This is a genomic window from Paenibacillus endophyticus (assembly GCF_014192395.1).
Taxonomy (GTDB): domain Bacteria; phylum Bacillota; class Bacilli; order Paenibacillales; family Paenibacillaceae; genus Pristimantibacillus; species Pristimantibacillus endophyticus.
Genome location: NZ_JACHXW010000003.1, coordinates 439,149 through 462,363, shown reverse-complemented (window position 1 = coordinate 462,363; position 23,215 = coordinate 439,149). Strand labels below are relative to the sequence as shown.

Here is a 23,215-nt window from a genome sequence, read left to right as displayed (position 1 = left end):
AACACTCGTATGATAAGATTAGTCCACAATATCCAGATTGTGTTCCGGGATTTTATTACAAGGTTAAAAGAAGTAGTGAGATTACGTATTTGCACGTACGCTTATCGCTCTTTGAACCCTGTTATTTTTTAAACTTGTGAAAACGCTAACATCGAGTCGATTGTGGACGGATGCGCTTTTACAAGATTGTACATATGGATGAGTAGAGGTGATGCGGCGGCGGGCATAAATGCGAGAATATGTGTGAGTCCATGAGTGGCTCATATCAAGATGAAAGCAGCATAGCTGAGGGTAGTAAAGGATTTATTTTTTGTGCACTACATAAATCATAGAAAATTTGAAAATACAGATCGCTTATACGCAATGCTAGAGGTTTGGTATGTAAGTGAAGAAGGTTTTGAAAGCTTTAAGCTAATCTTCAGAAACTAAAAATATTAAATATGGAGGAAATTTGAGAATGATAAAAAGACGGCTATTAGCCTATTTACTTATGACGTCGATGCTATTTACTTTGGCTTCTCCGCTAGCGTCAGTCAGCGCGGCGTGGGGAGATGCCGTATCTCTTTTGACCGTAAATGCAGGTGCAGATGGCAATACGGCGACTTACGCCGATGCGCCGGACGGGCAGAAAGCGTGGAGCTTAAACACGGGAACCTCAAAGGGCGGTGGCCCTTGGGATAACCTCTTCACGCCGAGCGTGGCGCCTCTAAAAGATGTATCCGCTTACAAAGACGGCTATTTCGCTTTTGAGATGTATATTCCGAGTGCCAGCTTTAAAAATATGCAAGGAAATAACTGGCTCGTCATCGTAAGCGACAGCAATCCTGCCGCAGATAAGTTTAACGCCGATTCTCGTCTCCAGCTTGATGTAAGCGGCGTTACAAACGCTGCGGTGGGCACATGGGCGACGGTCTATGCGAAGTTATCGACGTCAAGTGCAGTAGCCGGGAACTTCAATGACGCCTGGCTAGACAAAGTAACTAGACTGGCCATGCATTTGCAATGGGATACGAGTGTCCCTAGCACTGACGTGTTCATAAAAAACCCGCGTTTCCAGAAAAGTGCGTTAGGCGTTCCGGCTTCACCGTCAACGGCTCCCGCACTTGATGCAGCAACAAAAACAGTAACGGCGAACGCACCCGCTAGCGGGCAGGCTGTGGAATTCGCAATAAGCGAAGATGGTATCGCTCCTGCGTCCGGTTGGGCGGATGGAAGCAAAACCGGTAATGTTTATTCGCATCAATTTTCCACATTACCTTCGGCAGACACCTACTATGTATTCGCGCGTGCGAAAGCAGACAGCAATTACAACTTCATCGGCGCATCTACAAGAATAACCGTAACCTCTATTAACGAACAAACTTTGGTAAATGAAGCGGCGTCGTCTCTGACTTGGGATTCGATTAAAGGCAGCAATACTTCGAATAACGATGTGAAATCACAACTTATTCTTCCGACATCAATTGGAACAACTAACGTAGCATGGTCTTCGGACAACTTGGCGGTAAGCAACGCCGGAAGCGTAAATCGCTTATTTAATAGAGAAGAAGACAAAACGGTAGTACTCACGGCGACAGTAACCAAGGGGAATGCAAGTGCTACGCAAGCGATTACTGTGACGGTGAAAGCCGTGCCGGCGGCGGTAAACGCGCTAGCTGCGACGTATTTTCCTAATATAGAAGAGGGGACGGACAACGCTATTGCGCCGGACGGAAATAAAGCGGTTAAGCTGGGCGCTGGGAAAATAGGCGCCGGCGCTGAACGGCTTTGGGATGCGCGCTTTATTAATGGCAGCGGCAATCAGGATTTATTAGCATACGCGAATCAATATTTTGTTTTTGATATGTATGTTACGCATACGGATCTATTGAAATTGAATGGAAATAACTGGGTCGCTATGGCGTCTGGCAGCAACAATGTTGACACCAATTCGCGACTTAATCTTAATGTTAACGAAATCAAAAATGGAAAAGTTAATGAATGGATTACCGTTTATGCGCAATTATCAGCGGCAAATTCTCCGAATGGTTTCAATCCCGTTCATTTGGACACGGTGCAGGCAGTGAGATTGCAAATGCAATGGTCTTCTGTGCCCCAAGGCGACATCTATATCAAGAACCCGCGTTTCCAGAATAACGTGGATTCGCCGAAAGCTGTACCCGCTGCTGTTGAAACAGGCGAAATCGTGACTGTATCGTCCGCAGCGCCGACAAACGGCCAGGCTGTGCAGTTCGCGATAAACACTACCGGCAACGCTCCAGCAGAGGGCGATTGGACGATGGGGACTGTTCAATCAGGTGTTTATACTGCGGCACTTGCAAAACCAACAGGCAGCACCTATTATACATTCGCACGAACGGCTCAAAATACGCAATATCCTTTCGCAGGAACGCATACAAGAGTTAAAGTGGAGCATCTTGACGACAATCAGGCAGTAGCGGACGCGAAAACGAAGCTAACCTGGGACTCGATCAGGAACTCGAATGCGATTCAATCCGAAGTCAGAACGGAGCTGACGCTCGTGGCAACGGGTGCGAATGATACAGCAATAGTGTGGTCGGCTGAACCGGCAGGTATTATCGATACCGCGACTGGCAGCGTAACCCGCGACCCAGACGTAGGAAAAGCCGTAACCCTTACGGCGACAATATCCAAAGGCAATGCAGCACCTGTTAATGTAATTTTTAATTTGACAGTAGCCAGTACGACTAACGAGCTTGCAGAAGTGTTTATTGACTTCAACGATCCTGAAACATTTGATGCAGTCGATACAATTGGAAGCGGATTAAGCGATGGTGGAGATCCGGCTGGACCGTTTGAAGGACTTCAAGGCAACGGCATAGGCATCAGCCTCATCGGAGACGGCGGTACCGCAGTGGATATAGTGACTCAAAGCGGCGTAGATGCTGTGAAGGTTGGCAACTTTATGTACGTGATTGTAGATGACCTTAAACTTAAGCAAGCAAACAAGGTCGAATTAGCGGTCACATACTGGAGACCGAGCGCAACGAGCGGTATTTCGTTACAGTATAACACTATATATCCCGGCAATTTCTCTGGGTTTGAAGCGTATAGATCAGCGAGTATTCCGGCGAGCGGAAGCGGAAACGCTTGGGTGACTTCAAAGGTTATGCTTAACGGAGCGAATTTCGCAATAGGAGCACAGAATCAAGGAGCACACTTCCGAATCGGTACATCCGGAGAAATCATACAGAGCATGCGAATAACGGAAATTCCCCCAACAGATGAAGAAGCGGTAAAGCTTGTTTCGGACGCGCTGACTTGGGACGCTATCAAGGGTACGAATACAAGACAGGATCTGGTTGAAACTGGTTTGACTCTTGCTAAGGCGGGTTCAGCGAGTACGAACATTGTGTGGACATCTACCAACAACGCGGTAATCAACAGCGACACCGGCGCAGTAGCCCGTCAAGAAGCGAGTACAGCAATAACCCTCACGGCGACAGTAAGCAAAGGAACGGCAACACCAGTTGTTAAAACATTTAATATAGTGGTTCGCGGAACAGGCACCGGGACCGACGAGGATGCGGTAAACGATATGTTGAATAAGCTGACATGGGATTTAATTAAAGGCGTGAATGCGACTGAGGCTAATGTGACGACGAACTTAGTTCTTCCGTCAATGGGTGAAAATATGACGGATATTACTTGGACGACATCCGCTAACACCCTCATAACCGCTGCAGGCGTAATACCGACTAACCGTCCAGACGGCGGCGGTGAGGTAACGCTCACGGCGACGATAAAAAGAGGTCCTGTAGCTGCTCCCGTAACGGAGACGAAAACCTTTGTACTCACGGTTCCAGATAGATACGATTACGCAAAACATATTAGAGCAGCAATCGTTCAGGAAAATGATGCGAAAGATTGGGCGATTTCGGACTTTAACGTACTCGCTTTCGGCGCGAAAACAGCAGAGATGGCAGAAGTGGAAGGCATCGTACAATTCGACAACAGAGAAGCTTTCCAGGCGGCGATTGATGCGGCTTATAATGACGGCGGCGGCGTAGTCTACATTCCGGCGGGAACCTATGCATTCTATACGGAAACGACCGGCACAATAAGCGTTCAAAGCACGACTGGCAGTACAAACTACGAATATAAACAAGTTTTAAATTTGCGGGCAGGCGTACAGCTGCGCGGCGAATGGGATAACCCGGATGCGGATGGTTACGACGGTAAAATCGACGGCACGATTCTCGCAGTCTATGCCGGACATAATTCCGCCAATTATGACACATATGTTGACTCTGACGAGAGAGAAAATCAGACAGGCGGCAAAAAAGTAGCTAACGTATCCGATCGTTTCATTGACATGGAACAAGGCACAGGTGTAACGAACCTTTCGGTATGGTATCCGAATCAAGATATTAATGCGACAACCACTGTTGAAAAGAGAAACGAAGATGGTCAGAAGACAGGGGAATTCGAGGACATAAAAGGAATTCCGTATCCGTGGACATTCTATCAAAGAACTGGAAACAGCGTGACGCTTGATAACGTCACTCTCGTAAATGCTTGGGGAGGATTCATCTCGCTGCCGAGCGAAATGCATTATGTTTTGAACAGCAAAATGACGGCTCTCTACAAGGGCATCGTAATTCACACATGCACAGACATCGGACGTATCGAGAACGTTGACATGAACCCGAAATACTGGGCGAATTCCGGACTTGACGGCGCACCGTCTCTTTCGGACACCAGAGCGTACACAAGAGCAAATGCTACCGGATTCATGATGCACCGTTCGGACTGGGAATATGTATCTGGACTGAATATTTCCGGGTATAAAACGGGTATGTGGATCGGAAGAGAACCTGGCGGCGACGAAGCTCCGAACGCGCAGTTTTACGGATTGAAAATCGAAGACAGTGAAACAGGTATATATATTGACAACGTTAACGGTTTCGGTTTGCTTCTCTCAAACTCGGAATTCGGAGGCGACACGGCAGTATATTTCAACGAACGTTTCGACACTTCTGTTCAATTCAACGGAGTTGACTTCAAAGGTCCGATTGTAAGCAACGCCAGAGGCGGAGTCATATCATTCGAGGATTGTACATTCGATGAATATGACAATTTTGCGCTGAACTTCCTAAGCCGAGGCAACGCATTAGTCAGTCAGAGCGACTTCAAACAGGCTGGCAACCATGTAAATCTCGGAACAAACTTCGGAACGTTCAAATCGGTGAATTCCGGATACGATCTTAACATCGAGAGCGCTAACCTTGACGCTCACATCGATAGCCTCGAACTTGATGTTAAGGGTGGCGGTAATACCACCACGGTACAAATCGTTAATGATGTTGATTACCTATTTGAACCTATTCCGAAAGACGTGAAAACAGATATTGACGTACACCCGAGACCGACATCAAGCGCAGTGCTTAGACTTGACTTCCCGCGCTCACTGACAGGCAACGCACCGACCGTGGATATATCTGCAAAATTGCAGGAAGCTCTTGACTATATGAAAGCTAATCACGGCGGCGGCACGATCTATTTGCCGGGTGGAAGATATAGGCTGAATAGTCCTGTCATCGTTCCCGAAGGTGTTGAACTCAGAGGAACATGGGACGTACAGCATCATACACAAGGCGGCGGCACAGCGATATTTACTGCATACACCGGCGGCGCTCAAGGAGAGAACGGAGCTTCTCTCATACAGCTTAAGGCAAACGCAGGTCTCAGAGGACTTAACATTACGCAATCCAATATAACGAGCGTCAACCTCAATAACCCTGACCAAACGCTAAAAACTCCGTTTTTGGTACAGGGACAAGGTGCAGGCGTATATGCAATCAATTTAACCATCCCAATAGGGGATAAAGGAATAGACCTGGCTTCGTATAAAACCGATGGTCACTATGTAGATTACTTAGGCGGCACGCTCCTTAGAGCAGGCATCTGGGTAGGAGGCGGCGCGGAAGGCGGATTTATTAGAAATATGCAATTCAATCCGCATTACGCTTTGAGGCTTCCGGGAGGTCAAGGATATTCGGCACCTACAGGCGATTTGTACGGATTCGTGCAAAGATACATGAGTGCGCTCAAATTCGCCGATGTGGAAGACCAGACTATTTTCAACAATTTCGTTTTCGGTTCGGTATACGGCATACATTTCCTGAAAAGGGATTTGGGGAACGGCGAATTCGCATACCCCGGCAAAATGACGATGATTGGTCACGGCTCGGACGGAACCACGTACGCGCTCTATGTGGAAGATGCGGACGAACACACCAAAATAATCGCGATCAACTCGGAATTGGTTAATACAAACATCACGACGGAGCCTAACAGAGCGTACGTCAGAATGGGCGATACGGCTAATACCGCAAAAATCCACGAAGACGCTGAACTTGTTCTGTACAACAGCGCGTTCTGGGGAAGCCCGACCGTAGCGGGAGCGATCGTAAATAACGGTAACGTTCGTTTACAGCAAGCAAACTTCACTCAGCTGCCGGGCAACAATCCGGGCATAGATGTCCAAGGCGGTAAAGCGCATGTATACACTTCTTACTTCCAACCGACCAAGAACGGCCAAAATAATAATGTGTATGCCATGCTGCGCGAAGGCGGTACGTCGATAGAACTTAGCAACAATTATTATACCTCCGGTTTGAGAAACAGCACACCTGCCAGCAATCCGTACGGCATTTACGGCTCAGATTTAATTGCGGAACCGTTTGTGTTTAACCTAACCAAAGACGGAGATACACAACAATTCACTGTTAAGTATAATGTCGGAGGAAGAGCATCTGCACCCGGGACATTGACAATCGCTTCACCGGCTGCCTATGCAGAAGATTTTACTCCCGTTCCATTTAACGCGCTTGCGGCAGGCGAATCCGTAACCGTAGATTTACCGCATTATGTTGCGGGTCTGATCACATTCGAGATTCATCTCGAAGACGGAAAAGCATATACCTATACGGCAAAATTAGACGCGGCGTATGCTGAACAGGTAAGCTCTGCCGACGCGGAAAACCCTGCAAAAAATGCAGCAACTCCGGCATATGTCATGGATACAAAAGATTATGTGACTTCGGGAACGTGGGATAATCCGCAAGACCTCAGTGCAAAATCGCATTTCGCATGGGATGACAGCAATTTATACGCGTACATAGTCGTTACAGACGATGTGCACTTCAATAGCCAGACCGGAGGTAATATATGGAGAGAGGACAATTTGCAGTTAGGCATTGATTTACGCAATCCTGCAACCGACAGTACGATGCGGAATGAATTGGGATTCACGCTCACCAATAACAACGAAGTTATCGTATTTCCTTGGACTCGTCCCACAGGCGTTAATGCCCCGATTGCTCCGGTAACGGATATCGTGGCAAAGATTACGAGAGACGCAGATTCGAAAACGACGATTTACGATTTGAAAATTCCGTTTAATACGGTCCATCATAATGCTGCTCCGGAGCTCGCTGACGGAAGAATCGGACTATCAATCATGCTCAATGAATCTGACGGCTCGCATGAATCCGACAGCACCAGAGGCACATATGAAGTGGAAAGTGGACAATTGAAAAACTCGAGTTTATTTACAGATTTATATCTGATAAGCGCAGGCAACTACAATGAAAAGCTTGAAGCCTCCGCAGAGGCTGCTGTTTCAAAAGCTGTCGCATCTGGATCTGCTGCCGATATCGCTATGGCGCACAACTTTGTCACTATTATGGCGGACGGCGAAGTTAAAACGGATCTTCTTAACAGACTCGAAGGTATCAATCAGAGTAGTGAAATTAGCCCAACTGCCGCTGAATTTGATTTGAACCCAAGCAAGCATCAAGCAGCTGCGATAAAGCTGGAGCTTAAAGGGCATACACTATCAGCCATTAAGAACGGCAGCGAATTGCTGCAAGCTGGAACTGATTACATTGTGAATAGCGATCAGATTACGATTTCGGCGGCTTACTTGGCGAGATTGCAAAAAGGTACTGCGCAGCTAACGTTTGAGTTTAGCGCAGGCCAGCCGCAGGTGCTGACGATTACAGTAGTTGATACAACGCCTGGCAATAACGGCGGCAACAACGGTGGCAACAACGGTGGTAACAACGGAGGCAATACTGGAGGTAACGCTGGCGGGAATAACGGAGGCAGCACCGGCGGAAATGAAGAGAACCAGATTGAATTAAAGGATATTGCCGGACACTGGGCAGAAGCCGCGATTCGTAAGGCAGTGACAAAAGGTTTTGTGGTTGGCTACAAGGATCAGAGCTTCAAGCCAAATGCGGCGGTAACCCGTGCAGAATTTGCAGTGATGTTAACCCGCGCTTTGACTGTGCAAGGCGATGAAAAGCAGCAAGCCTTTAAAGATGAAGCTGACATTGCTTCATGGTCAAAGGAAGCGCTTGAGCAAGCAGTAGCAGCGGGAGTATTAAGCGGGTATTCGGATGGAACGCTGCGTCCAAATAGCGGTTTGACGCGCGCTGAGCTTGCGATTATGATTGCGCGTGCTTTGAAGCTGGAAGACCAAAACGACAATGCAGCAACCTTTACCGACCATGATAAACTGCCAGAGTGGGCAAAAGGCGCGATCGGCGCAGTAGCTGCAAAAGGGATTATGCAGGGCAAGGAAGGCGGCAAGTTTGACTTCCATGCAGTGGCAACCAGAGCGGAAGTCATTACAATTCTGCTCCGAATTTTGGAGATGGATGAGAAATAAGAAGGTCCGTCAGCAGAATTGCAGCAAGCGGATTGTAGCGTTTTAATCAGTGAGGATGTCAGCGGCGATTAGCCAAGGCTGGCATCCTTTTTATTTGGCTTTGTATGGTTAGGCATTGAAGCGCCATTGCAGTGGTTGCGCGTACTTGACCTGAACACTTAATTATCGCCAGGATGATTCATGTTTTTGTCTCATTCCAAAGTGGGCTTTTTAATTATGGTTCAACTTTTTATAGTCAATTTGACATGATTGTAATGGGGAAAAAGAATAGATTTAAACCAAATATTTGGGTAGTGTAATACAAAACGGTGGGAAAGCGTATCGCTGGCAGTGTTGAGGTCAGGGGTTCGATCCCATTACGCTCCATACAAAAAAACGTCACCGTATAACGAAGCCCAGTGAAGAACTCTCTTTCATCACGGGGCTTCATATTATGCAGCGGCGTTTTTTGTCATACGTTTAACGTGAAAAAGGAGCGAGATTCACATTTAAATTCCATCAATAAATTTTCTTCAGCAGCTCGAAAACTTCTTCGATCTCAAGCCCAAAGGATTTGTAATAGGAAGCGTCTATCACCATCTGCTTGAGTATCATTTCATTTCGTTTTTGAAGCATTTCATCCGATGAGAGATCGGTGACAAAACAGCCTTTGCCGGTAACCGTGTAAATTAATCCGCATCGTTCGAGCTCTTCCCATGCCTTTTTGACGGTGATGATACTGACACGAAGCTCCGTGGCTGCTAGTCGGATAGGCGGCAAGCTATATCCGTTTTCGAGCTCGCCCTTGAGTATTTGAGCGCTAATTTGTTCAAAAAGCTGTTGATAAATGGGCTTATCGGAGGTATTCGAAATTGCAATGTTCATTACATTTCCACTTTCTCAAATCGTTTGTTGGCAATATAATAAGCGATTATCGTACATATTGCAAAGACTGCAATGCCAGAGAGCAAGAGAGTAATTTGTATGGGCAAACTTTCAGCACCGGCTCCCTTGAACAGATCATTAACGAACGAGTTCTGTATGCCAAGCCATTCTGCACCCACGGCAAACAGGATAGCGGCTGTAATAGATGCAATCGATGCTGCGCCGTATTTATAAGCCGTCTTGTAATACATAGGTATAAAGATGATATTGAAAATGGCCAGCATGACGAACGATAATCCCCAAAAACCAAAAGATGGCGCAAAGAAATAGTAGGTCATATTTGGATATAAACGAATGCTAATCAGTCCATATATAACGGCGGTAACAATATGCAACAATTCCAGTATAACAATAAAGGATATCTTTGCTTTTACCATATCTGATTTTTTGACAGGCAGCATGCTCGTGAACATTAAATCGTTCTGGCTTTTGTATCCCCCGAACAAATTCGGCATCGTAATAAAACAAAAGTAGAGGGTGACAAGGAAATAAAGCCACGCGGGAATCAACATTAAGGCGCCTGTCAAAAAGGGCAATACATAAAAGAATGGACTTATGCCTAACTTTAATTCTTTGATCAATAAGTTATACATCCTGATCCTCCTTTCTCGAGAAATAAATCATAATTTCCTCAAGGTTGGGAGTGGATGATTTGATCGTTAAAGAAGGATCAAAGTCTTTCGTATGAATGAGGCCTGTAAAGCCGAAAGAATTTATTTTATACGAAATCAACCGGTCCTTAATCATGTCCAACTGCTCTTTTTTACCATTCAATAAGCGATACGTATCAACAAATTCCTCTTTCTCGGCACTGTTGATAATTTGCCCGTTATGGATATAGGTAATATAGTCGGCGCATTTCTCCAAGTCGGATGTGATATGGGTTGAAAAAAGGATGCTGATTTCGCCGTCTTGCACCAACTCTTGGAATATATCGAGCAGATTGTCACGGGCGGCCGGATCAAGCCCGCTTGTTGGTTCATCCAGAATAAGAAGCTTCGCGCCGTGTGACAAAGCAAGGGTCAAGCTGTATTTGACCTTCATCCCGGTTGATAACTCGGCTATTTTTTTATCTTCGATCAATTTAAATTTTTTCATATATTTGTGATACGTGTCATCATCCCAATTGCGATAAAACGTTTTGATCACATTCGTTAACGTTTTGATTGTGCTGCGGGTATAAAAATTGATGTCGCCGAATGCTGAGCCAATTTCTTGTTTCAACTCGAGTTCGTGCTCGGCCATATTTTTGCCCAAAATACTGATTTCGCCGCTATCCATACGGACTAGGTTCAAAATGGCTTTAATAGTGGTTGTTTTACCTGCGCCATTCGCTCCGATAAATCCCATAATATAACCTTTTTCCAGTTGAAAAGATATGTCTTTTAAACGAAAGTGTTCGTATTGTTTATTTACCTTTTTTAAATCCAACGCCAGCATATCGTTTCCTCCACCTCCGAATTGTGTATGTTGTATATGCACAATATATCGCCAAGGAAACACCATGTCAAGATATTTTTGCTAACGAATGATTGAAGCCTGTCACTGCACGGGGAATAAATTCAGTTTGGTTTAGGCTGGTAGGCTATCCCAATAGTCTTGAAGACATTTGAAATGGTACAATGTTTTAATATTCATTAAAATGACTATGTAAAAACGTTAAATCCCCCGTATAAAACTAAAATATCTTAACGTATACTTCCGTGTAAACGAATACAAGAACAAATATCCAAGGCGAAAGGGCATGTATATGGAACGTAAAAACTGGTTGCAAAAAGCAATATCGTCGATTAAAAACATGAGGTTTCAATACAAATTATTAATGGGTTATTTGCTCGCCTGCGTTGTTCCGTTACTATTTGTAAGCGCCATCATATTTCATGAATCGGCAGAAGGGCTTGAGGATTCCTCTGAGGAGTTTGCCTCCTTGTATACTTCGCAGATCAGGACAACTTTGAGCGAATTCATACAAGAATACGACACAGTGACAAAGTCGGTTCTGGTAGACAACGATCTGATCAATAGTATTGGAGAAGAGGGGAAAATGCCCATAGACGAGTTAATCATTCAAAAAGTCGCAGTCCAACGGCTGTTAATGAGGGTGACGCTGCTTAAACCGGAGATCGGCTCCGTTATGCTCATCAGTCGCGAAAACAGTGTGTATCAATATTCGACCACGGCAAGCAGAGTAAATGAGCAAATCTTGTTATCTCGCGATTGGTACAAGCAGATCCGAAGCGCTGATGATACGTTTTTCATTACCGGGCTGCATGATCGTTCTTATTATGATGATAAATCAGCTGGTGCTATGGTAACGGTAGGAAGAGTGTTATTCAATTACGACGGGGCATATGCAGGCATTCTTCTCATGGATCTAGATCCGTTCGCATTGCTTCGGCTTGATCATGAATTCGTTTTGGCTCGCGATAAATACGGCATTAGCGTAATCATAAGCAATAGCAAAGGAGAAATCGTCTACCATTCCGATGCGGCAAGCGGTCGATTATCTTGGCAGCATGTCCTTGAATCGGGAGATCAGTATAGGGCGGACGATAGCAGCAAGGACAAAATTATACTATCGGGAAGCACTACACAAGGTAATTTGTTCGTAAAGACCGAGATTCCCCGTTCGAAGCTGCTGCACAAAATCAACCAAATCAAGGGCGTGACGGTGACGGTTATCGTGATGAGCTGTTTGGTTATTACCCTGATCTCGGTAGGCTTGAGCTATACGATTACGAGACCGATTAAATCTCTGCGAAAAAGCATGAAACAGGCGGAGGCGGGGCAATATTTGCCTATTGAGAGAAAACAGGCCAATGATGAAATCGGAAGCCTTGTGCATAGCTACAATAAAATGATCATCACGATTCGGACCTTGATTAAAGACGTTTACATTGCGGAAATCAAACAGCGGCAAGCCAAATTTATCGCGCTTCAGAATCAAATCAACCCGCACATGTTGTATAACACGTTGGAATCGATCCGAATGAAGACGCTTGTAAAAGGGGACGAGGAAACGGCCGATATGATTAAGATATTGTCGCGCATGTTCCGGTTAGCCTTAAATAAAGAAGGCAAACATCATTCGATAAATCATGAATTGGAGTATACCATCAACTATTTGAAGCTTCAAAACATCCGGTTTGAAGACATGTTTAGACTCCATGCCACAATTCCAGAAGATATGCTGCATTGCAGTATCATACCGCTAATTTTCCAGCCAATTGTTGAAAACAGCATCAACCATGGCTTTAAAGATTATAGCCATCCCTTGAATATCGAATTGGAGGGCATTTGGACGGAAAAAGGAGATATTCTTATCCGTGTGACTGATGACGGAGGCGGTTTTTCATTGCAGAAGCAAGAGGAATTGCGTGCGTTGCTGGAAGACGCAGAAACGGATAAATATAAGCTCGAACAAACAGATTCAACTGAGAGTAACGGAATCGGCCTTAAAAACATCGCCGAACGAATTAAGATCCAATATGGAAACCGGTACTATCTGTCGATACAAAGCAGATTAGGTCATGGTACTACGGTCGAACTATTAATTCCTAAGCGATAGCCTGAACAGGAACGAAAAGAGAGGGGGCATTCGATTGAAAATTGTTCTAGTGGATGATGAGAAAGTTATTGTGGAAGGGATCAAATTTATCATAAACCGATATATTCCGGAATGCACGGTTGTAGGGGCAGCGTACAATGGCTTGGAAGGCGTTAAACTCATTCACAAATTGAAACCGGATATCGTGATCACGGATATTCGAATGCCGCAAGCAGACGGACTCGAGATGATTAATCGTTTAAAAGAGAAAGGCTGCCAGACGAAATTCATTCTTTTAAGCGGATATACTGAATTTGAGTATGCACGTAGAGGCTTGAATCTTGGGGTTCTGTCCTATATCAATAAACCGGTGGAAGAAGATGAGCTGCAGGCTTGCGTGTACCAAGCCATGAAGACGATTCGAGACGAGAAAGCAAAGTCGAGGGAAGTAGACGATTTGAAACAGAATATTCATAGCCGAATGCAAGAGCGTGCCCTTAGGGATATTCTTGATTTCGGTAGCGATAATATTGAACTAATGGAGGAATCGCTTGAGATTGCCCAATTCCAGACCGAGGGATCCTGGTTTGCTTGCATCATATTGGAATTTGATAGTAATAATGATGCATTGAAGGAGTCGGGCCTTCAACAGGTGTATGCCTTAATCGATCAGACGTTTGGCCAATTTCGGGCCGTACATCGGTTCCGTTACTCAGCAACTCAAATTGCAATGGTGGTGTCACAGGGAAGTCCCATCGGATACGCGGATTTGGTTCGTTCGATGCATCGGTTAAAGGAAGAAGTATATTTACAAACGGAATGGACCACGACCGTCGGTATCGGAACGGTGCAGAAAAAAGCTGCTGGAATCAGTCAATCCTTTGAGGAAGCCCGGTATGCATTAAGTTATAAAGTGGTCAAGGGAGCCAACGCCATCATCGAGTATACTGAGATCACCAATCAATCTGGACGTCGTCAACCTGTTTCGGACGAGATGATCGCTAAGCTGGAAACGGCCCTCGACAATGTGAACGAGAAGGAGTGCTTAGGCATCATACGTGAAATTTTTCGGATGATGGATGCCGAGTCCGGCTTGAATCCCGCGGATATCCAGCTACAGTGCCTGAACATCCTGTTAGCGAGCATTCGAAAGATGTCCTTTCAACAGCTTCAGCAGAATGATTTCTTAGGCCGTCATATTTTATCGTTGGAGGGAATGTCCAAGTTCCGAACGATGGAGTTTCTAGAGGAATGGATGACTGAGGTCATAAGAAGGATCATTCAATTCAAGCTGGAGCACAATATTCCCCAAAAAAAGGACATCATTGCAGAGGTCAAAGAATACGTGAAAGCACACTACAGCGAACCGATTACTCTTACGGATTTGTCTGCTCGTTTTTTTATCAGTCCCTATTATTTAAGCCAGTTTTTCAAGCAAAAGACGGGAGAGACCTATGTGAATTTTTTGACACAGATTCGCATCGGTAAAGCGAAAGAGCTTCTTGAGAAGACGGATTTAAAGGTATATGAAATATGCCAGATGGTGGGCTACACGGATACACAGCACTTTGCGCGCGTGTTTGAGAAGCTAATTGGCTTCAAACCAAGGGAATACCGGAAGAATTTGCCTAATGAATAATTTCATCGGACCACTCCATGAGGGAGTGGTTTTGTTTTACTTAAAAATGACCTTGTTTATCCTTAAAAATGCCTAATTGAGCGACGCTATCCTTGGTTGTATAGTATCACTGTAAGCGAATACAACAACTAGATAGTGGGGGGATAAATTTGAAAGCATTTGCAAATCTTCGATTGAAGGTTTACTGGCCGCTTTATGTAATGGCCATTCCGGGGATCGCGTTCCTCATTGTATTTAAATACATTCCGCTGGCCGGAGCTGTAATCGCCTTCAAAGACTATTCCGTATTCAAAGGGATTCTCGATAGTCCATGGGTAGGATTGAAGCACTTCGAGACATTGATGCAGCATCCCGACTTTGCCCGTGTGTTCGGAAACACGTTGATGCTTGGGTTTCTCAAGTTGGCCTTGGTGTTTCCGGTACCCGTGCTGCTCGCGCTGATGATTAATGAGATCCGAAAAACGGCGCTCAAAAAAGGGATTCAGACCGCATTGTATATCCCGCACTTTTTGTCTTGGGTCATCGTTTCTGGTATCGTATTCGACTTTTTTTCCTTAAACGGCCTTTTTAACATCGTATTGGGATGGTTGGGTAACGAGCCGCTGCTGGCGATGCAAGAAAGCGGGTACTTTAGACCGATTTACGTCTTATCCTCCATCTGGCGCGATGCCGGTTGGGGAACCGTGGTATATATCGCCGCCATCAGTGCAATCGACCCTCAGTTGTATGAGTCGGCGATGATGGACGGAGCATCCAAGTTCAGGCAGATGCGCCACATTACTTTTCCGCTTCTGTTGCCAACTGTTCTAGTCCTTTTCCTTCTTGAAATCGGTAACTTCTTGGATCTCGGATTCGATCAGGTCTACAATTTAATTACCCCTATGACCTATAGCGTAGGAGATATATTAGATACGTATGTATTCCGGACAGGCATTCAGCAAGCACAGTACAGTTTCGCTACGGCCGTTGGTTTGTTCCAGTCGATTATCGGACTTGTCATGGTATATATCTTTAATAGAATGTCGAAGAAAGTTTCGGATGGGGGGCTTTGGTAGACATGTTTGAAGCGAGAAGAGAGAAAATATTCGTATTTGGCATAACCATTGTTCTTATCTTGTTCTCCATAATAGCTCTGGTACCGCTCCTGTCCGTAATCGCAACCTCTTTCAGTTCAAAGAGCGCCGTGGATATGAATCTGGTTACCTTATGGCCCAAGCAGTTTACATTAGACTCTTGGGGGTATATCATTGATCGTCCCGATTTGTGGAAGTCGTTTTTCCTGACCTTGGTTACTACGTTGATTGGAACGGCATTGGCACTTTTAATGACCGCGCTGCTTGCGTATCCGCTTTCGAAGCCGGAATTCCGATGGGGATCTGTCATCATGATTGGTGTAGTGGTTGCGATGATATTCAAAGCGCCTATCGTTCCTTATTTTCTGACGGTACGCGCTATAGGGCTTTATGACAATCCATTGGTACTGATCATACCGCATATCCTAAATCCATTTAACCTAATCATCATGAGAACGTTTTTTAAGCAATTTTCCAAGGAATTAGAGGAAGCCGCCTTCCTTGAAGGCTGCGGATATTTCCGAATGCTGTTTCAGATGGTACTGCCGCTCTCCAAGGCCGTACTTGCGACATTGGCTTTGTTCTATGGCGTGGTGTTGTGGAATCAGTTCCAGCATCCGCTCTTCTTCTTGCAGAATCCAGACTGGTTCCCGCTGCAAATTAAAATACGGCAGTTTATCACGGACGATAACGTCATCTTAGCCGGCGTGACTTCCATGATCGATCAGAATTATAATGAGCGGACCTTAAGAGCCGCGACAGTTATTTTTGCCATCGTTCCGATTATTATGGTGTACCCTTTCTTGCAGAAGTATTTCGTCAAAGGGGCGATGATCGGTTCTGTAAAAGGGTAATGCGTGCAATCCAATGACATGTATGTTGTAAATCAACTTGACTACACGGAGGAAATCTGATGATTCCAAAAAAAACGGCGCTGCTGCTTGCGGCAGTCATCTTAGCGGCCATAGCCTTATCGGGTTGCAGCGGGAATGCAAACCAATCCAAAAATACAAACCAGAACCATACAAACAACATAGATGGAGTGGTCGATATCGAGGTTTGGGGAACCAATATCGGTTATAAACCCATAACCAAGGGCAGCCCTTTGTATGAATTTTATAAGGAAAAGCTCGGTGTCGGCGTCATCCATCCATATGTGGAATGGAACGGGGGCACCAACTACCTGAATCAGCTGAACTTAAAGATCGCAGCCAATGAAATGCCAGACATGTTCACTCCCCAGCAAGGCATTGAAGACAGCTTGGCCAAAAACGGAGCCATTGCAGATCTGACGGAATTGCTGCCGGAGTATGCCCCGAACGTATGGGAAGCGATTCCGGCGGAGATGTGGGATGTTGTCAAGGCGAATGACCCGACCGGCCAAGGCCACATTTATTACATTCCGGGTTCGGTGGATTACGGCAGGTACGCAGGCATGATCCGTCAGGACTGGCTGGACAAATTGAACCTGCAGATGCCGACTACGCAAGACGAATATGTTAACGTGCTGGAGGCGTTCCGGGATCAAGATCCGAACGGCAATGGTCAGAAAGATGAGATTCCTACCGGCGGCCGTCAGGAAACACGTTGGATGGACCATATCTTCGCAATGTACGGCGTTGCGATGTTCGAAGGGTATCCAGAGTGGGATTTGTATGGCGGCGAATTGACTTACGCAGCGGTGACTCCGAATATGAAAGCGGCACTGGAGTTCGCTGCTAAGCTGTACAAGGATGGATTAATGGACAAGGAAACGCTTCTGAACGACAAAGCGAAGTGGGATGGCAAGATTACGTCCGATAAGGTGGGGAACTACTTTCACTGGGTGGAGCATTTGAATCTCAATCTGGAAAACTTGGCAAAGAACACGGGCGTAAAGGCGGAATTCTCCATTCTCCCTATACCTAAAGTCGAGGGCTATGAGGGCTTTTATACGTGGAAGCGATTTGCTCCTCCGCAATGGGTTGTCAAGAACTCCAAGGATGAGACGAAGCTGAAGGCTACCCTTAAGCTATTAAATAATATGTACGACAAAGACAACTGGAAAGATTTGTACCTCGGCGTGGAGGGCATGCACTACACGATGAAGGACGGCAAAGCAATCAAGCTTCCGGATGACAAGAGCACGATGGAGAATCAAGTCTTAAATCCTTACTCGAGCTCCGCGACTCTAGCATTCACAAAAGATCTCTATAACGATACCGCATCGGATGACAGCAAGTGGGCAATCGAGCAGCTAACCAAAAATATGGATGAAGCCCAGAAATATGCGAAGGTCATTGCCGGCGACGGCATATCGGCCAGCATCTATGAAGGCTTCCCGGATATTAACAACCGTACGTTATTTGTGGAATACGCCGCGAAAATCATCCTTGGACAATACCCGATCAGCAAGTTCGACGAATTCGTGGAGAAGTGGAACAAATCGGGGGGAGAAGAAGTAACGAAACGGGCCAGGGAATGGTATTCCAAGGTGCATCAATAATTGACCAATGAATGAAACCTATCGGTTAAGAGAGCATGCTCTTCTTTGTATCAGTCATGCACAGACGCGCGCCTTTATGGGTGCGCGTTATTTGTTTCATCTCCCCCATAAAGCCAATGAACGGTATCGTAAACGAAGATGGAATTGAATTAGGAGGCTATGATGAATATTCGTTTGAAAGATGTGCTGGAAGGTCAGGAACAAAACTATATTCTCCCCTTTCTCTGGCAGCAAGGAGAGGAAGAGGGAGCGATTCGGAACGAGATCGCTCGTGTCCATGAATCTGGAATCGGAGCTATCTGCGTAGAAGCAAGGCCTCATCCGGATTTTCTTGGGCCGAAGTGGTGGCTGGATATGGATATCATAATGGACGAAGCCCGACGTCGCGGAATGAAAGTATGGATGCTCGATGATGATCATTTTCCTACAGGGCATGCCGCTGGCAAGGTGAAGGAAGCGCCTGAAGAGCTTCATCGCACATTTTTGGGCGAACGGCACATCGATACGATTGGTCCTGCGCAAGGAACCTCTCTACTGCTGGATACTTTACTCCTGAATGGGCTTCGGCCGACGTATTCGTTAAGCCAATACGCCAGCAGCAGCAGCAAGCTGCTTTCAGTCGTCGCGGTACGTCGTGATCCAATGACAGGAGCGTTAACCAGTGACTGCGTTGACATCACCGAACTCGTGCAGGAGGGCATTTTGTATTGGGATATTCCTGATGGGTATTGGCGGGTATTTATCGTTTCCGAGAACAAGGACGGCGGCAGTAAGCCGCAGGAGGATTATCTGAACCCGCTCGTTCGGGACTCGGTTCGAATTTTGCTTGATACGGTTTATGAGGCTTTTTACGAGCGGTATGAAGATGATTTTGGAAAAACCTTTGCTGGTTTCTTTTCGGATGAACCCGGATTCTATAACGATAAGACGACCTTTGACTTTCATTCGAAGCCAGGGAAACAAGGCGTGTCCCTTCCTTGGAGCAGTGAAATGCCTGAATTGCTCGAGCGTGCATTAGGGGAGAACTATCGTAAAAGTCTTCATCTTCTCTGGCATGATGCCGGAGAACAGTCGAACATCATTCGTTATGCGTATATGAATATAGTTAGCAAGCTATATGGCGATAACTTCTGCACTCAAATCGGGGACTGGTGCAGAGACCGCGGGGTGGAATATATCGGGCATGTGCTCGAAGACAATAACGTTCATGCAAGGCTTGGCTCCGGTGCCGGCCACTTCTTCCGTTCGCTGTGGGGACAGGATATGTCAGGTCTCGATGTCGTGCTTTGGCAGATCGTTCCCGGCTTCGACGAAATGTCGTTCCGCTGGCCTGCAGGGGAGACGGACAGTGAGTTTTTCCACTATGGTCTCGCCAAGCTGGGCGTGTCTCTCGGACACATCGATCCGAAAAAACAAGGCCGAACGATGTGCGAGGTGTACGGCGCATATGGTTGGGCAGAAGGGTTAAAGCTGATGAAATGGCTTACAGACCACATGCTGGTCCGGGGAGTTAACTATTTTGTCCCGCATGCTTTCAGCCAAAAAGCATTTCCGGACCCCGATTGCCCGCCCCATATGTACGCAAACGGGAAAAACCCGCAGTATCGGTATTACAAGCATTTGAATCATTATATGAATCGGATGAGTCACCTGATATCGGGCGGAAGGCATATGGCGACTGCTGCCGTCTTATATCACGCTGAAGCGGAATGGGCGGGAGAATCGATGTATTTCCACTTGCCCGTTAAGGCTTTAATGCAGCATCAGATCGATTGCGATGTCATTCCCGCGGACGTTATATTAGCAGCTGCAAGCGTGCAAAATGGCAAGCTGCTTATCAATCAAGAGAATTTTCAATGTCTGATCGTACCTTACGCGGATGCGCTGCCCGTCGAGCTGATACGATGTTTGGCCGCTTTTGCAGACCAAGGACTTCCCATCCGTTTTGTAGGCGGACTGCCGACACGTTCCAGCGAAGGCCGCGATGCAGCTTCCGAACTGTCCCTTCTTGCCGGTCACAACAATGTTAAGCTTGTGACGCTCAACCGACTGGCTGAAGTATTGCAAGATGACGGACATTACGATATTAAAATCGGCCAATACGAACCATATCTTCGGAATTATCATTACGTTCATGAAGGACTGGATCTCTTTATGTTCTTTAACGAGCATCCGAATCAGAGCATTCAGGCTGACATTTCATTATCCATTCAAGGCGATGTATATGTCTACGATGCTTTCTTAAATGGCTTAAGCTTATTGCATGCAAGCAGTGAGCCCGGCACGGTGCGCCTTGATCTCCATCCTTATCAATCCGTGGTCCTTCTCCATGGCGCTGAGCTTGAGCAATATGCTGCGCTTACACGGCAAGTAAAGGGGACAATCAAGGAGTTGGGAGACGAATGGACCATCTACATCGCGGATGCTGAACATTACCCTAACTTTACGGAATGGGGAAGTCTGCTTACATTAAAAAATATGAGCGGACCACAACTTTTACCTCGATTTTCAGGCACTTTTCGGTATGAAACGGAATTCGAGTGGAAAGAAGCCGGCAGTCGCGCATTATTGGATTTAGGCGATGTCTATGAAACGGCGGAAGTGTGGATAAACGGCGAGCAAGCAGGCGTTCGCATCTGTCCGCCGTACCAATTGGAGATTCAGGGCCTGATCAAGCAGGGGAGAAATAAGCTTGTCGTAGAAGTGACGAATACGTTGGCAAAGGATAAGCGCGATTACTTATCGGCTTTTGCGCAGCAAGAACCAAGCGGGCTCATTGGACCCGTCCGATTGACAAATATCGATACGGAGAAATGAAATTGATGTTCGTGGCAGGAGCTGCTGAAACTAGGCGGCTCCTGTTTTTTATGATCTAACTTATCCGCGAATAATCATCCATGAGGTCGAAGATATATGAACATTTTCCTTAAAAATGACCTTGTTTATCCTTAAAAAAGCCATATTGAGAGGCCAAACTCCGGGATGTATATTTACATTGTAAACGAATTCAATCAAAAAAAATGAAATGAAAGCGATTTCGAACTTTTCGGTTTATTGGCTAAAAGCCTTAAACATATAACTACAAAAAAAGAGGGGGCAAACAAATGAGATTCAAAAAAATGGGGATAAGCTTGGCGGCAGGCATACTTGCGGTCACGGCCATAACCGGCTGCGGCGGAAACGGAAACAATGCCGAACATGCAGACCAAAATGATACGAAAAAGAATCAAACGGAAAGCGTGAACGAAGCTGTCGATATCGAAGTATGGGGAACGAACATCGGTTATAAACCGATTACCAAGGGCAGCCCCTTGTATGAATTCTACAAGGAAAAGCTCGGTGTCGGCGTCATCCATCCCTATGTGGAATGGAACGGGGGCACCAACTACCTGAATCAGCTGAACTTAAAGATCGCAGCCAATGAAATGCCAGACATGTTCACTCCCCAGCAAGGCATTGAAGACAGCCTGGCCAAAAACGGAGCCATTGCAGATCTGACGGAATTGCTGCCGGAGTATGCCCCGAACGTATGGGAAGCGATTCCAGCGGAAATGTGGGATGTTGTCAAGGCGAATGACCCTACGGGCCAAGGCCATATTTATTACATTCCGGGTTCGGTGGATTACGGCAGGTACGCAGGCATGATCCGTCAGGACTGGCTGGACAAATTGAACCTGCAGATGCCGACTACGCAAGACGAATATGTTAACGTGCTGGAGGCGTTCCGGGATCAAGATCCAAACGGCAATGGTCAGAAGGACGAGATTCCTACCGGCGGCCGTCAGGAAACACGTTGGATGGATCATATCTTCGCAATGTACGGCGTTGCGATGTTCGAAGGGTATCCAGAGTGGGATTTGTATGGCGGCGAATTGACCTACGCAGCGGTGACTCCGAATATGAAAGCGGCACTGGAGTTCGCTGCTAAGCTGTACAAGGATGGATTAATGGACAAGGAAACGCTTCTGAACGACAAAGCGAAGTGGGATGGCAAGATTACGTCCGATAAGGTGGGGAACTACTTCCACTGGGTGGAACATTTGAATCTTAATCTGGAAAACTTGGCAAAAAACACAGGCGTGAAGGCGGAATTCTCTATTCTTCCTATACCAAAAGTGGAGGGCTATGAGGGCTTCTATACGTGGAAGCGATTTGCTCCTCCGCAATGGGTTGTTAAGAGCACCAAGGATGAGACGAAGCTGAAGGCTACCCTTAAGCTGTTAAATAATATGTACGACAAGGACAACTGGAAAGAAATGTACCTCGGCGTGGAGGGCATGCACTACACGATGAAGGACGGCAAAGCCACCAAGCTGCCAGATGATAAGAGCACGATGGAAAATCAAGTGCTAAATCCGTATTCGAGCTCAGCGACTTTAGCATTTACAAAAGAACTCTATAACGATACCGCCTCGGACGACAGCAAGTGGGCAATCGACCAGTTAACCCAAAATATGGATGAAGCCCAGAAATATGCGAAGATCATTGCCGGCGACGGCATATCGGCCAGCATCTATGAAGGCTACCCTGACATTAACAACCGTACATTATTCGTGGAATACGCTTCAAAAATCATTCTTGGCCAGTACCCGATCAGCAAGTTCGACGAATTCGTGGAGAAGTGGAACAAATCGGGCGGAGAAGAAGTAACGAAGCGTGCTAGAGAATGGTATACGAAAGTAAAAGGTTAGTCACGGAGTGACATGACCATTGATCATGAAAGGAATAGTTTTTAATTGCTTTAAGCAGGAGCACCTTGTTATCAAAAGGCGGCTCCTGTTTTTTTAAACCATTTGGCGGTTATGCGTAGAGCTCTGATGGGACTTTTGTTGCAAATGCAACAAAA

11 protein-coding genes are annotated in these 23,215 nt (G+C 46.1%); 8 read left to right on the top strand and 3 right to left on the bottom strand.

Features of this window, described 5'->3' with window-relative positions; genetic code table 11:
* The first annotated feature begins 457 nt into the window (after window positions 1-457).
* A complete protein-coding gene (locus FHS16_RS07470; protein ID WP_183560456.1) occupies window positions 458-8,701 on the top strand; it encodes an immunoglobulin-like domain-containing protein in 8,244 nt (2,747 codons plus the stop codon).
* Between the two features lie 498 nt (window positions 8,702-9,199).
* Here FHS16_RS07470 and FHS16_RS07465 read toward each other — a convergent pair whose 3' ends face one another.
* The 3 genes from FHS16_RS07465 to FHS16_RS07455 are packed head-to-tail and all read right to left on the bottom strand — an operon-like array spanning window position 9,200 to window position 11,065.
* The gene (locus FHS16_RS07465; RefSeq protein WP_183560454.1) at window positions 9,200-9,565 is read right to left on the bottom strand and encodes a GntR family transcriptional regulator; all 366 of its coding nucleotides are present in this window, start codon (window positions 9,563-9,565) and stop codon (window positions 9,200-9,202) included.
* A complete protein-coding gene (locus FHS16_RS07460) occupies window positions 9,565-10,218 on the bottom strand; it encodes an ABC-2 transporter permease (protein WP_183560452.1) in 654 nt (217 codons plus the stop codon). The genes FHS16_RS07465 and FHS16_RS07460 overlap by 1 nt, the downstream gene beginning before the upstream one ends.
* Window positions 10,211-11,065 carry an ABC transporter ATP-binding protein gene (locus FHS16_RS07455; protein WP_183560449.1) on the bottom strand — a complete coding sequence of 285 codons (855 nt, stop codon included), beginning with the start codon at window positions 11,063-11,065 and terminating at the stop codon, window positions 10,211-10,213. The genes FHS16_RS07460 and FHS16_RS07455 overlap by 8 nt, the downstream gene beginning before the upstream one ends.
* Before the next feature lie 304 nt (window positions 11,066-11,369).
* Between FHS16_RS07455 and FHS16_RS07450 the strand changes: the two genes are divergently transcribed.
* The 7 genes from FHS16_RS07450 (at window position 11,370) to FHS16_RS07420 (ending at window position 23,060) form a co-directional block, all read left to right on the top strand.
* Entirely contained in the window at window positions 11,370-13,193 is a 1,824-nt protein-coding gene (locus FHS16_RS07450) for a sensor histidine kinase (RefSeq protein ID WP_312890795.1), read from the top strand.
* Between the two features lie 34 nt (window positions 13,194-13,227).
* Complete coding sequence (locus FHS16_RS07445) at window positions 13,228-14,811, top strand: response regulator (protein WP_183560447.1); 1,584 nt, start codon at window positions 13,228-13,230, stop codon at window positions 14,809-14,811.
* Between the two features lie 149 nt (window positions 14,812-14,960).
* Complete coding sequence (locus FHS16_RS07440) at window positions 14,961-15,866, top strand: ABC transporter permease (protein WP_183560445.1); 906 nt, start codon at window positions 14,961-14,963, stop codon at window positions 15,864-15,866.
* Window positions 15,867-15,868: 2 nt separating this feature from the next.
* The gene (locus tag FHS16_RS07435; RefSeq protein ID WP_183560443.1) at window positions 15,869-16,738 is read left to right on the top strand and encodes a carbohydrate ABC transporter permease; all 870 of its coding nucleotides are present in this window, start codon (window positions 15,869-15,871) and stop codon (window positions 16,736-16,738) included.
* A 59-nt stretch (window positions 16,739-16,797) separates the two neighbouring features.
* Window positions 16,798-18,369, top strand: coding sequence for a type 2 periplasmic-binding domain-containing protein (locus FHS16_RS07430; protein WP_183560441.1), 1,572 nt, complete (start codon window positions 16,798-16,800; stop codon window positions 18,367-18,369).
* Between the two features lie 162 nt (window positions 18,370-18,531).
* Window positions 18,532-21,186: a glycosylhydrolase-like jelly roll fold domain-containing protein gene (locus tag FHS16_RS07425; protein ID WP_183560439.1), complete on the top strand. Its 2,655-nt coding sequence runs from the start codon at window positions 18,532-18,534 to the stop codon at window positions 21,184-21,186.
* A gap of 287 nt (window positions 21,187-21,473) precedes the next feature.
* On the top strand, window positions 21,474-23,060 hold the full coding sequence (locus FHS16_RS07420; protein WP_183560437.1) for a type 2 periplasmic-binding domain-containing protein: 1,587 nt from the start codon (window positions 21,474-21,476) through the stop codon (window positions 23,058-23,060).
* The last annotated feature ends 155 nt before the right edge of the window (window positions 23,061-23,215 follow it).